Origin of the sequence: Microcoleus sp. Pol7_B2 (genome assembly GCF_036701035.1) — a bacterium.
Classification (GTDB): Bacteria; Cyanobacteriota; Cyanobacteriia; order Cyanobacteriales; family Microcoleaceae; genus Microcoleus.
In genome coordinates, this window is record NZ_JAUBQB010000047.1 from 26,171 (window position 1) to 39,776 (window position 13,606).

The 13,606-nt window shown below is 43.5% G+C and carries 10 protein-coding genes; 9 read left to right on the forward strand and 1 reads right to left on the reverse strand.

All coding sequences use genetic code 11. The features are described 5' to 3' along the window. Nucleotides 1-6: 6 nt before the first annotated feature. The 9 genes from QUA57_RS17845 to QUA57_RS17885 all read left to right on the forward strand — a co-directional run bounded on the left by QUA57_RS17845 (nt 7) and on the right by QUA57_RS17885 (nt 10,924). Nucleotides 7-1,431 carry a response regulator gene (locus tag QUA57_RS17845; protein ID WP_333062562.1) on the forward strand — a complete coding sequence of 475 codons (1,425 nt, stop codon included), beginning with the start codon at nt 7-9 and terminating at the stop codon, nt 1,429-1,431. Nucleotides 1,432-1,641: 210 nt separating this feature from the next. Beyond that, nucleotides 1,642-2,034: a response regulator gene (locus QUA57_RS17850; protein WP_333062564.1), complete on the forward strand. Its 393-nt coding sequence runs from the start codon at nt 1,642-1,644 to the stop codon at nt 2,032-2,034. Then, on the forward strand, nt 2,031-4,601 hold the full coding sequence (locus QUA57_RS17855; protein WP_333062566.1) for a response regulator: 2,571 nt from the start codon (nt 2,031-2,033) through the stop codon (nt 4,599-4,601). Before QUA57_RS17850 ends, QUA57_RS17855 begins: the two co-directional genes overlap by 4 nt. Next, entirely contained in the window at nt 4,576-6,234 is a 1,659-nt protein-coding gene (locus QUA57_RS17860) for an adenylate/guanylate cyclase domain-containing protein (RefSeq protein WP_333062567.1), read from the forward strand. Before QUA57_RS17855 ends, QUA57_RS17860 begins: the two co-directional genes overlap by 26 nt. 68 nt (nt 6,235-6,302) lie before the next feature. Further along, nucleotides 6,303-6,818, forward strand: coding sequence for a DUF1499 domain-containing protein (locus QUA57_RS17865; RefSeq protein WP_333062569.1), 516 nt, complete (start codon nt 6,303-6,305; stop codon nt 6,816-6,818). Nucleotides 6,819-7,208: 390 nt separating this feature from the next. After that, a complete protein-coding gene (locus tag QUA57_RS17870; RefSeq protein ID WP_333062571.1) occupies nt 7,209-8,066 on the forward strand; it encodes a DUF2382 domain-containing protein in 858 nt (285 codons plus the stop codon). A gap of 221 nt (nt 8,067-8,287) precedes the next feature. Continuing rightward, nucleotides 8,288-9,181, forward strand: coding sequence for a DUF2382 domain-containing protein (locus tag QUA57_RS17875; protein ID WP_333062573.1), 894 nt, complete (start codon nt 8,288-8,290; stop codon nt 9,179-9,181). Nucleotides 9,182-9,481: 300 nt separating this feature from the next. Then, a complete protein-coding gene (locus QUA57_RS17880; protein ID WP_333062575.1) occupies nt 9,482-9,967 on the forward strand; it encodes a glutathione peroxidase in 486 nt (161 codons plus the stop codon). A gap of 495 nt (nt 9,968-10,462) precedes the next feature. Beyond that, on the forward strand, nt 10,463-10,924 hold the full coding sequence (locus tag QUA57_RS17885; protein WP_333062577.1) for a VOC family protein: 462 nt from the start codon (nt 10,463-10,465) through the stop codon (nt 10,922-10,924). Nucleotides 10,925-10,994: 70 nt separating this feature from the next. On the opposite strand, the gene QUA57_RS17890 is transcribed toward QUA57_RS17885, so the two are convergent. Further along, nucleotides 10,995-13,580 (reverse strand): PAS domain S-box protein, encoded by a 2,586-nt coding sequence (locus QUA57_RS17890; protein ID WP_333062579.1) that lies wholly within the window; start codon nt 13,578-13,580, stop codon nt 10,995-10,997. Nucleotides 13,581-13,606 lie beyond the last annotated feature (26 nt).

Here is a 13,606-nt window from a genome sequence, read left to right on the forward strand (position 1 = left end):
TACCCGATGACTTCAACTTTACCTATAACCAATCGAGCTAATATTTTAGTAGTGGACGATACGCCAGAAAACCTGCGGCTGCTGGCCGGAATTTTGAGCGAAAAAGGCTATCAAGTTCGCCCCGTACCCAATGGCAAGCTAGCATTGTCTGCAGCTCAAAAAATACCCCCAGATATAGTGCTGTTGGATATTATGATGCCGGAAATGGACGGCTATCAAGTTTGTCAGCAACTCAAAGCTTCGGAAATTACAAAAGACATTCCTGTTATTTTTATTAGTGCGATTAATGACGTGCTGGATAAAGTTAAAGCTTTTGCAGTTGGCGGAGTTGACTTTATTACTAAACCGTTTCATGTTGAAGAAGTTTTAGCCCGCATAGAAACTCATTTAAAAATTTGTTCGCTGCAACAAACTTTGCAAGAGAAAAATCAAGATTTAGCATCGGCGCTGCACCAACTGCAAGCCACCCAAGAGCATTTGATTCAATCGGAAAAAATGGCAGCTCTGGGACAACTTATTGCCGGCATTGCCCACGAAATCAATACCCCCCTGGGCATTATAGGTTCCTCTATTCATAATATAGCTAACTTTTCCGACGAGTTCTTAGAAAAATTTCCTGAAATTTATCAACAACTTTCTGCCGAGAGCAAAGCTTATTTTTTAGCTTTACTGTACAGAGCCACCCATCAAGAAGTTTTATTCACAAGCAGAGAAAAACGCAAATTTAAGCAGCAGTTGACGGCGGATTTGATGGCAGAATCTGTTGAAAACGCCGAGGAAATTGCGGATACTTTAGTTGACATGGAAATCTACGAAAAAATAGAAGAGTTCTTGCCGCTTTTTAAATCCCCCGATTGGGAAGTAGTTTTAAATAGTGCTTACCAGTTTGCGAGCTTTAAAAAAAGTATTAGCCTGATCCAAAGAGCAACAGCGAAGTCTGGGAAAGTAGTATTTGCCTTAAAAACCTACGCTCATTTTGATAGCAAACTAGAAAAAGTCCAGGCGGACTTGCACGATGGCATTGAAACGGTATTAACCCTTTATCAAAATCAACTGAAACACGGTATAGAAGTAGTTAAAAACTATGGAGATTTACCCCAAATTATGTGCTATCCTGATGACTTAAATCAAGTTTGGACTAATCTGGTTCATAATGCCCTGCAAGCAATGGATTATAAAGGTATTTTGACGATTGAAACTCGGCAGCAAGAGGCAACTATTTTCCTCAAGTTTACTGATAACGGCAAAGGTATTCCCTCCGAAGTTATTCCCAAAATTTTTCAGCCGTTTTTTACGACTAAATCTGCGGGCGAAGGTAGCGGTTTGGGATTGGATATTGTGAGAAAAATTGTGGAAAAACACGAAGGCACAATTGCTGTAGATTCTGTACCGGGGCAGACAACTTTTACAGTCTCGCTGCCTATTTATTAAACAAAACTTACCTGCCGGGGGCTGATTCCCGGTGACACTCGGCGCTGTCTCGCTGACAAATACAAGATTTATTACAAGAAACCGGGTTGATCTTGGGAAGTCCTATTAAAATAAGATAGGGGACAGATATCCTGCATCCTTGCCCGAAATCAATAATGTAAGAGCAAGTCATGTCAGTAAACATACTAAAATTTAAGCAGAGAAGAAAAGATGGATAAGCCTATAATTCTTTGTGTTGATGATGAACCGGATATCTTGAATACTCTCAAGATGCAGCTCAAAAAGGAATTTAAAAATGATTACTTTTATGAATTAGCTGAAAGTGGTGATGAAGCTTTAGATTTACTGGAAGAATTTCAAGAAAAAGCTCAGGTGATTGTGGTTGTTTCTGATTGGCTGATGCCGGGAATTAAAGGTGACGAACTTTTAATTAAAGTTCACCAAAAATATCCTAAAATTATTAAAGTGATGTTGACTGGACAAGCAGATGCAGGGGCAGTTCAGCGGGCATTAGAAGAAGCAGATTTATACTGTTGTTTGTACAAACCCTGGCAAAGCAAAGACTTAATAGAGATTATAAAATCTGGGCTGGCTAAGTTATGAAAAAACCTGTGATTGTTTGTATTGATGATGAACCTGACGTTTTGAATAGTTTAAAGATTGAACTGAAAAAGGCGATCGGCGATCGGTGTATAATTGAAACCGCTGAAGGGGGGGCTGATGCTTTAGAGTTGCTGGCCGATTTGCAGGCAGATGAATACGAGATTGCTTTGGTGCTTTCCGATTATATCATGCCGGATATTAAAGGGGATGAACTGCTCAGAAGAATTCACGAAAGCTCGCCGGAGACGCTGACCATAATGCTAACGGGGCAAGCAGATTTGGAAGCCCTGAGTAATGCTATCAAGTATGCTAAATTGTACCGTTATATTCCTAAACCTTGGCAAAATGAAGACTTAAAATTAACCGTAGTAGAAGCGGTTCACAGTTATTTGCAAGATCAAAAGCTAACAGATGAAATTCATAAGCGCCAAGAAGCAAACGAGGAGTTAAAGCTAGTAAATGAGGCGCTGTCTGCGAGTGAAAGCCGCCTGAGTCAATTTTTAGAAGCTTTGCCAGTGGGGGTATCTGTTTATCATCCAGATGGCTCGATCGCCTATTTCAACCAGGCAGCGCGGGATTTGCTGGGTGCAGACACTATCCCGGAAAGCACTGCGGAACAATTAGCTGCCACTTATCAACTTTATGTTGCCAATACTGATGAGCTGTACCCGCCGGATAATCTGCCAATTTTGCGGTCACTGAAAGGAGAATCTGTCAAGGTTGACGATGTAGAAATCCGTCAAGATGGCAAAAGAATTGCGATCGAGATCAATACCACGCCGATTTTTGACGCTAGCGGAAATATTGTTTATGCGATCGCAGCTTTTCAAGATATTAGCGATCGCAAACAAGCCGAAAAAATACTAGCAGAATACCACCACACCTTAGAAGCCAAAATTGACGAACGCACAGAACAACTGCAACAAGCCGCATTAGCTGCTGAAGCAGCAAACAGAGCTAAAAGCACCTTTCTGGCCAATATGAGCCACGAGTTACGCACCCCTCTCAATTCTATACTCGGCTTTGCACAAATCATGGAACCCAGCCCGGATCTTACTGTCGAAAACCGAGAAAATATGAGAATTATTCGGCGTAGTGGCGAACACTTGCTGACCTTGATCAATGAAGTTTTAGACTTGTCAAAAATCGAAGCGGGGCGGATGACGCTCAACCCGAAAAACTTCGACCTCTACCGCTTGCTTGACGATTTGCAAGATATGTTTCAACTGCGGATAGAGAATCAAGAGTTGCAGTTGCGTTTCCAGCGCGATGCTGACGTTCCTCAGTACGTGCGAACCGATGATATTAAACTGCGGCAAGTGCTGATTAATCTTCTGAGTAATGCGATTAAGTTTACGGAAACAGGCGAAATCATCTTAAGAGTTATAAAATTAGAAAAATCTGCATCTCTGGATTTATTTGATAGTCCCACAGCTTGCTTTGATACCACAAGAAGTATTCGGGATTTTGCGAAAACTAGCAGTGATTTTGCAAAGGTTATATGGAGGGATGAGGCTGAGGAGTCAACTGTGCCGACTTTTTTCCTTCTGTTTGAAATAGAAGATACAGGAGTTGGCATTGCTCCGGAAGAATTGGGCAATATTTTTAAGGCTTTTGTGCAAACCGATTCCGGTAAAAAAAATCATAAAGGTACGGGTTTAGGATTGAAGATTAGCCGTCAATTTGTCCGCCTGATGGGAGGAGAAATTCTCGTAGAAAGTCAACTGGAACTCGGCACCACTTTTAAATTTGAAATTCCAGTCGGTGCGGTTTATGCGGCCGATATTCCAGATCCGCAACTTAACCGCCAAGTTAGTGGGTTGGAACCCAATCAACCGTGCTACCGGATTTTAATTGTGGACGATCGCGAAGACAACCGCCAACTTTTAGTCAAAATGCTTTCTCCTTTAGGTTTCGCGGTGGAACAAGCCACCAACGGCCAGGAAGCAATAGAAATGTGGCAAAATTGGCATCCGCATTTAATTTTGATGGATGTGCGAATGCCAGTGATGGACGGCTACGAAGCTACTAAACAAATTAAGGCTAGAATCAAGCAGAGAGAGCAAGAGCAGCAAGGAAATGGGGAAATGAATATTTCCCACGCCGACTGCCCGATTCCGAAGATTATTGCTTTGACAGCTAGTACAATTGAAGGAAAGCGATCGTTTGCTTTATTAGTCGGCTGCGACGATTTTATTAGCAAACCTTTCCGCAAAACAGATATATTTGATACCCTCAGCAAACATTTGGGGGTGAAGTATGTCTACTCTAACTCAATGGACTTTATCTCAACAGGCGATCGCAATAATTTATCGGGTTCGCTCCCTAATGCTGCGCTTGCTTATTTACCTACACTTCCCGCAGAATGGAGAGACAACATAAAGCAGGTAATCCGCAGTGCTGATTTTGACTTAATTGTCAGGACAATCGACGAAATAAGGGAGCCTCATCCTGAATTGGCGGAAATCCTCCAGGGTCATCTCGATAATTTTGATTACCAGAAAATTCTCAATTTAATTGCCGAGGCGGAGGAATCAGATAATGCAGATGAAGGCGGAACAAACTGAAAACGATCAAGCAGATATTTTAGTAGTTGACGATACGCCAGATAATCTGCGTTTGGTGATTAGAATTTTGCAAAAAAATGGCTATAAAGTTCGACCAGTTACTAATGGTTTTTCGGCGTTAGATGCAATTCAATCCAGCCCACCCGATTTGATTTTACTCGATATTATGATGCCGGATATTGACGGCTACGAACTATGTAAAAAATTAAAATCACAATCGGAATTTAGGGAAATTCCAATTATTTTTCTCAGCGCGCTAGAAGAAGGAATAAATAAAGCAAAAGCTTTTGAAGTTGGCGGAGCAGATTATATCACCAAACCTTTTCAAGTGAAAGAAGTATTGGCACGAGTGAGCAATCAACTTACTGTGCGTTCATTGCAAATACAATTGCAAGAAAAAAATCAAAAATTGACCGCTCAAAATATCCAGTTACACCAGGAAATCGCTGAACGCCACCAGGTGGAAATGGAAACAAGATTGCTGCTGCAGGCAACTCAAGCTATTAGCAAATCGGAGGATTTTGAGTCGGCTATAGATGTGATTTTAGGTTTAATTTGCGAAACTATTGAATGGAATCTGGGCGAAGCTTGGATTCCTGCCAGTGAGGGCTTTTTAAAATGCGCTACAGGCAGGTACGTCAGCGACTTGAAGTTGGCCCAATTCCGACAAACAAGTTGGCAGTTGATTTTTGCTCCCGGTGTGGGACTCCCAGGCAGGATTTGGCAGTCGCAGCAGTCTGAATGGATCGATGATGTTTCTACTGCACCGGAACAAGTTTTTTTACGAGCGGAAATTGCGGTGAGTGTGGGATTGAAAGCGGCTTTTGGGGTGCCCATTGTGGCGGACAACCAAGTGTTAGCTATTTTGATTTTCTATCGCGAAAAAGTTCTGAAATGTCAGCCGCGCTTGTTGGAATTAGTCAGCGCGGTTGCTACGCAGCTAGGTTCGTTGATTCAGCGGAAACAAGCTGAAGCAGCGCTGAAAGTGCAGCAAGGACAAACCGAGAAATTGCTGCTGAATATTTTACCGAAACCTATTGCAGATCGCTTGCAAAAAGAGCAAAAGTTGATAGCGGATCATTTTGATGATGTGAGCGTCTTATTTGCTGATTTGGTGGGTTTTACAGAGTTTTCGGCTCACAAAAGTCCGACGCAGTTGGTAGAAATTTTGAACGGGATTTTCTCGGAGTTCGATAGGTTGTCTGAATTGCACGGTTTGGAAAAGATTAAGACGATTGGGGATGCTTACATGGTGGTTGGGGGTTTGCCGACGCCGCGGGAGGATCATTCTGAGGCGATCGCACTTTTAGCTTTGGAGATGCAGGCAGCTTTGAAGAGGTTTAATGCCAAAATGGGAGAAAATTTTCAATTGAGGCTCGGAATTCACAGCGGTTCGGTGGTGGCTGGCATTATTGGGATTAGTAAATTTAGCTATGATTTGTGGGGTGATACTGTTAATGTTGCTTCACGCATGGAATCTAACGGATTGCCTGGTAAAATTCAAGTGACGGCGGCGACTTACGAGCGTTTGAAAGAGCAGTTTGTTTTGGAAGAACGGGGTCATATCCCGATTAAAGGTAAAGGAAAAATGCTGACTTACTGGTTAATTGAAGAACAAAAAAAATCTTTTTAATGTTTTGATGTAAATTTCAATTAATATGAAAAGTAGACCGCATTTATACTTTCAGGAGGGCTAATCCTTTGCAAACAGTTGAAACAAAATCGCCGACAGCATGGAAAAAAGTCGTGGTTATTTTAATATCACTACTAGCAGTAGCGGTACTGTCGATCGCTACTTTTATCGCTATACCCGGAGAAAAAACAATGTTTGCTGGAACAAGACCTGCCAATATCGGGATTCAGTCAGGAAAACTCGCAGCGTGTCCGAGTTCTCCCAACTGCGTCAGCAGCTTCAGTCAAGATGCCGAACACAAAATTGAGCCTTTGGCATACACTTCGTCCCAGAGTGAAGCGATGGTAAAGCTCAAAGGGGCGATCGAGTCCTATGGAAAAACTAAAATTATCACGGCAACTGATAATTACCTGTATGCGGAGTTCACCAGTGCTTTGATGGGGTTTGTTGATGACGTTGAATTTTTGGTAGATGATGAAGCAAAAGTCATCCATGTGCGATCGGCTTCGCGTCTGGGACAGTCGGATTTGGGAGTTAACCGCAGTCGGATAGAAGCTATCAGAACTCAATTCAATCAACTCTGAACTTAAAATTTCTAACTTTCCCGAAGCCCCTCTCCTGCAAGATGAGGGGCTTTAATTTTTGTCTATTACTATGTAATGCTGATTTGTCACCACCTAGTTAACAATTATTAACAATAGGCACACCACAAAGGAGTCTCCTGCAGAGGGAGGAGGACACAGCAATGCCGTGTTCCTACGGTTGGCTTTGAGTTTTAATACTTGTTATAAGATTGACGATTGTAGAGTTTTACAATCTTTAAAATAGCTGAGCGCGCTAGCACAGAAGCAGAGATGCCGTAGTATTCCTATAGTATTAAACAACCTAAATTATACACTTCTGACTTTAGGGAGAGGGAAGTTGGCGAATTAATTTCTACTATTAATTTAAGTAGAGCAAAGAGGAAAAAACACATGGCACTTCAAAGATTAGCAGAATTTTACCCTAACTATCAGGAAGAAATCTTTGCTGGAGACGACATCAAGGGATTTGATGTTTATGCTGGCGACTCTGATGAAAAAGTAGGTACAGTTTATGATGCTTTGGTTGATGACACTGGTCGTTTCCGCTATCTGGTAATTGATACCGGTATTTGGATTTTTGGCAAAAAAGTATTGCTGCCAATCGGCTCGGCCCGCTTCGACTACGGAGCCCGTCGCGTCCACGCCACAGGCCTTCGCAACAAAGCTCAAGCAGAACAATTGCCTGCTTACAATGATTTAGAAGCAGTAGATTACGATCGCGAAGAACAGGTAAGAGGCGTCTACCGCAATCAAGGAACTGCCGCTGCCACTGCAACTCCTGCTAGCTACGATCGTAGCAGCTACAACTACGATATCGACCGCCCTCTCTACGAAACCAACGAACAGCAGCACCAAAATCTCAAGCTTTATGAAGAACGCTTGATTGCCAACAAACACCGCGCAAAAACAGGCGAAGTAGCAGTGGGCAAGCGCGTGGAAACTGAAACAGCGCGAGCTTCAGTACCCATTGAAAAAGAACGAGTTGTAATCGATCGAGTAACCCCGGTAGAAGCGGGTCGAGTAGTTTCAGTCGGTGAGGCTGACTTCCAATCAGGGGAAGTTGCACGCATGGAAGTCTACGAAGAAACGGCCGACATTCACAAGGAAGCTTTCGTCCGGGAAGAAGTCAACGTCAGAAAAGAAGTTGTTCGCAGCACGGTTGAGGGCGAAGAAACCTTGCGTCGTGAAGAATTAGACGTTAAGACTGATGGAACTGCGGTTGTAGATAATAAAAATAACAAGCTCTAAACCAACCGCAACAGCTATTGCATAGGAATTGCGCCTTAATGACATAATTCTGTCACCGCGCAGGTTTGATTGGATTGGTAGCGATCGTGCAATTCCTATGTGAGCGGCGGGGGGGGTACAAAACTTGTCTGGTTTTGGCAACGTTTATGCACTTTCCCCGCCTTTACCAATTTCCCCTTACCAATTCATAATAAAAATCCCTAAGCAGGAAAGTTTAAAAAATGAACGGTCAAGCATCAGCAGAAAAGATAGAAACTGCAAAATCAATAACCCGTCTCAACCGGGTGCCTGAAAAAGTCAGAACTAAGCTAAAAAGTTTTACCGTCAAAGACAACAAAGGTCACTTAGTAGGCAAAGTTAAAGATGTCTATTTTGATGCTAAAGGTCAGTTAAACTTTGTGGTGACAGGGTTGGGTAGCGAAAACCCCCGCACTTTTTTATTAAGTATTAAGCTGCTCCAAAAAGTTGATTACCACCAAAAAGCGCTGTTTGTAACTATTAATTCGGATCAAGTCGATCTGCTGCCGATAGTGTCGGCTAATGGCGCGCATCCGTATTTAGAAAATGCCTCTGAAGCGCATAGTGAATTTAGCAACAGTGAGTTAAAAAATCCCTCAACAGTTATGTCAAATCTAACAGATGCCGAGCTCACAGATCCAAATTTGGAGACAGATGAGGATGAGGAAAACTTTGATATTGTCGATCAAGAAGTAATTCGCCTGCTAGAAGAACGATTGGTGATCAATCGCAGCAAGCGCAAAGTCGGCGAAGTCATAGTGCGTAAAGAAATTGAAACTCGGATGGTACAAGTCCCCATCCAGTGGGAAAAGCTGATTGTCGAACAAGTCGGCGACGATCCGAAGGTGTTGGCAGAAATAGATTTAGGTGAGGGAAACATCACCGGTATAGATTTGACGGAGATTAAGAGCGATCGCCAAGAACCGACAGTTAAGGCTGAATTTACCTCTGTCCAGAAAGCTAGCAGGATCTTAAATTCGATCGCCTCTCAACCCCGTCACGGTTGCGTTAAAGTCCGTCTAGAACTCGTTCTGGAAGACAAGCAGCTTGAGGATACTTACCAAAAATGGATGACTGAACACCACTCAGATAGTTAAAACATTCGTCCTTTTCGGTGTAGATTTTACCTATTAACGAGAAACTTAAATCTAAGAGCGGACTGTGGCGAGTCGTGCTGGGGAGAAAGTTCACCGCCATCTACTAAGATCGTGTTCGGTAAATTAACCGTAATTTTGGTAGTGGCGGGTTCACCCATATCTATCCATATCTATAATATAAGCGCGAGATCCGTCAACCCGCCCCGACCGGGATATTGAAATTTTTAGCGATCGACCTCTCGACAAAATTGTAGCGAATTGCGGTAAAATTGTGGTGGTCAAATTTAAAAGTATTTGAAAATGCCCAGCACAATCTCCGACATTAAAGTAAAAACGATCGCAGGCGAAGACAAGCAGCTAGGAGAGTACGCTGGCCAGGTACTCTTGATAGTTAATGTAGCTTCCCAATGTGGTTATACACCTCAATACAAAGGGCTCGAAGAATTGAGCCAGAAGTACAGCGCGGCTGGACTCCGCGTTTTAGGATTTCCCTGTAACGACTTCGGAGGTCAAGAACCCGGAAGTAATCCAGAAATCGTCAATTTCTGTACTACAAAATACGGCGTCAGCTTTGAATTATTTGACAAAGTACGCGCTAAAGGCACTCAGCAGCACCCGCTGTACGCTAAGCTTACGAATGCAGTCGAGCCCAAGGGTGAGGTTTCCTGGAATTTTGAGAAATTCTTAGTTAGCAAACAGGGTGAAGTGGTTGCCAGATTCCGCAGCAGTGTTGGCCCCGATTCGCCCGAACTAATCGCTGCTATTGAGCGAGAATTGGCAAAATAAGAAGTTCGGCAAATAAGCAGTGTACAGAATTTAACGGATTTAAGGGATGGATGTTTAGGGAAGACGGAAGAAATTAATAGGCTTTTTTTCTAAGAAGTTAAGAGCTAATTTTTTTCTGGCGATCTTCCCCATTGTGTGCAAGCACTCAACCATGAACAAATACCGATGATTGTATTTAATTGGAGAACGGTTTAATTTAATGGAAAATACATCGGGATTAGATTTAGTTGTAGGTGTACTTGCTTTCGCAATTCTTGCAGGCGGTATAGTCATGTTATTTGTAGGCATGGCGTCCTTTCCTAAAGAAAAATAATAATACTAATGGATAGTATGTGCGATCGCACAACTCGAATAAAAGTTTTGGTAGTGAGGACTGAAGTCTTCCTAGAAATCGGATGGCAGCAGTCCTCACTACCAACTTAAAATGCTTATTTTACAGGACACCCTCTGAATAAATCAAACTGCATTCAATTTGAACATTCGCAATTGACAATCATGCAAACTACCGAAAACAACGTCAAAATTGTCCTCGCGCCGGGGAATTTGCGCCGCGTTCACCATATCGCTTTAAACGTGCGCGACATGAAATCTTCCCGCCACTTCTACGGTACAATTCTCGGCCTCCACGAACTAACAGGTGCAGAAATTCCCGCAACTTTAACAGAAATGGTAGTCGCTGGTAAAGTTGCTAATTTCGTTACCCCAGACGGCACTGTTATTGACTTATTTTGGCAGCCCGACTTAGAACCGCCAAACCCAGACCCGGAGAAAGCTTTTACCCGCGCCAACCACTTAGCCTTCGATATCGATCCGGCTTTGTTCGATCGCGCTTTGGAAGTGCTAAAGTCAAATCAAATTGCGATCGACAGCGGCCCCGTCACTCGCGCTACAGGACGTGGCATTTACTTTTACGATCCTGATGGATTTATCATAGAAATCCGTTGTGATGCAGTTTAAACAGTCGCTATCTGGTTCTTGGTAGTCCGGGTGCACCCTACATTTACTCTTTGGATCGCCGTGAGTAGTGTTATTTTCCGTCTTGGCTAATAGGTTGCTTCGGCCAAGTAAACCGAAAAGTTGCTCCCTCACCTTCAGCAGATTCGAGGGAAATACTGCCCCCTTGACCTTCGACAATTTTTTTCACCAGCGACAAACCAATCCCAGTATTTTCTACTTTATCGCGAGCTTCCAAGGTCTGAAAAATCACAAAAACTTTCTCGTGATATTGAGGAGCAATCCCCGGCCCGTCATCCTCTACAGAAAACTCGTAAAAATCATCTAACTCTTTAACGGATATTTTTACATGACCCGATTCAGCTCGGTTGTGCTTAATTGCGTTGCTAATTAAATTAGAAAAAACCTGCTGTAGCGGCAATTTTTCGGTCACAAAAGCTGGCATTCCCGGTTCCACTTTCACCTCAAATTCAGATGGCGGCGCCAACGAATCAATAATTTCTGCTAATAAATTCTCAACTTTTACCATTTCTGAAGGCACTTGAATCCGTCCGACGCGCGAATATTGCAGCAGTCCCTCAATTAAACCTTCCATCCTGTGAACTCTGCCGCGCAGCAGGTTCATTTGGTGCAGAGTATCCTCTGTCATCGACTCGCTGAGGTCTTCTTCTATCCAACTGCTGAGATTTGCGATCGCCCTGAGCGGCGCTTTCAAATCGTGAGAAACTACATAAGCAAACTGGTCTAATTCTTGATTCCGCTTTCTTAAAACATTCGTCGTTTGAGCCAGACTTTGGGCTGTCAACCTCAATTCTTGAGCGCGCAACCGCAGCGATTCCTCCACTTGTTTGCGATCCCTAATATCTTCTACCACACCCATCAGAAATTGACTGCCATCTTGTTCTCGCAGCAGCGAAACCGTTAAGTTTGCCCACACCAACTCTCCGTCGTTGCGGATGTAGCGCTTTTCCAGAGAGAAATTTTCAATTTCTCCTGCTAACAATTGGCGCAAAAGTTCCTGTTCGCTTGCCCAATCTCCGGGCCAAGTAATGTCCTGAAATCTTTTCTCCCCCAATTCTTTGCGGCTGTAGCCCAAAATTTCGCAAAGTTTTTGATTGACTAACAGAAATTTGCCTTCCACACTGGCTTGAACCATGCCGACTGCCGCCTGCTCAAAAGTAGCGCGAAACCGCTGCGCGCTTTGGGCCAAAGCAATTTCTGAGCGTTTGCGATCGCTAATATCGTTGCTGATTTCTAAAATAGCCACTGGTTGATTTTGATCGTCATGCTGCAAAGTCCATCGGCTTGCCACCGTTATTTTTGTGCCGTCTTTCTTGGTTCGCACCAGTTCTCCTTGCCAAGAACCATGCTCGAAAAATACTTTTTGAATTACCTCAAAAGGTTGGGTCCATTCTGTTTGTAAAAGCTTGTGAATATTTTTTCCTATTGCTTGCGACTTCCGCCAGCCGTAGAGCCACTTTGCCCCCGAATTCCAATAAGAAATCGCCCCGTTCAAGTCTAGTACCGCGATCGTATCGTTTGCCAAATCCAGAATTTGCGCTTGCTTTCGCAGAGTTTCCTCGGCTTGTTTCCGTCCTCTGGCATCGCGGCAAATCGCAATAAACAAGTGTTGATTTGCCAGACGCATTTCGCTGACAGCTAACTCCATCGGAAACTTCGTTCCGTCGTGGCGAACTCCAACTGTTTCTTGCTGGTAAGTCTTCAGCGTAGTATCGGGATGTAACACAAAATATTCGATTGAATAATCCCCCACGCTGCTGTGCGGTAGCGGTTGAGCTATCAGCCGCCGCAGGTTAGAGCCAATTATTCGATCGGCTTTCTCGCCAAAAATCTTTTCTGCTGCCCTATTAAAAGACTCAATATTTCCCTGTGCGTCCAAAGTAATAATCCCGTCAGCGGCATTGTCTACCACAGCTTGAATGCGACTTTTACTTTCTTCCAAGCCAGCTTCCCGCTTGCTCAATTCCTTCTCTAAACTATCAAATAAATACCAGGAAGCCCCTGCACCCAAACAGCCGGAAAGTAAACCCGCAACTTGCACAAAATTAATGAAATCTACCAACTCCCCTAATTGCCGATCTAGACTTTTCTGGTAGGCTTCGCCGGCATTAGCAAACACATTAATTTTTGCGCGCAGGTTCTCCCTCCTCAATTTGCCTTGAGTGAACACCTCAATTATTTCCGGCGACTGCATCCTTATTGCCGAACTGTCCAGCTTATTCAAAGTGTTTTGCAAGAAATTTATATGCTGTTCGGTACTTTTTTTAATTTCTTCAAATCGCTGAGCTTGCAGTTTGTTTTCTTGAGCCAAAACGTTGAGTTTAGCCAGCAGCGGAGGCAAACTCTTCTTTGCTTCTAAGTAGGGTGATAGAAATTCGCGGCGCTTTGTCAAGCCATAACCCCTAACGCTCGTTTCCGCATCCACCACCAGGGTTATCATGCGGTTAGTTTCCTGAAGTATTGCCTTATTAGTATCTCCTCGCTTTCTTATCTGTATGGCACTATCCCGGAGGGCTGCAATTGCTAGCAGCGAAGCAAACAGAAAAATCATGGGAATACCAATGATGACTGTTCCCCGCTGGCGAATTGGTCGGTCTGTCCATACAAAGTGGAGGCAGCGATCGAGCAAATACTTCACGGATATTGAAGGAGAAAGTTTGCTGC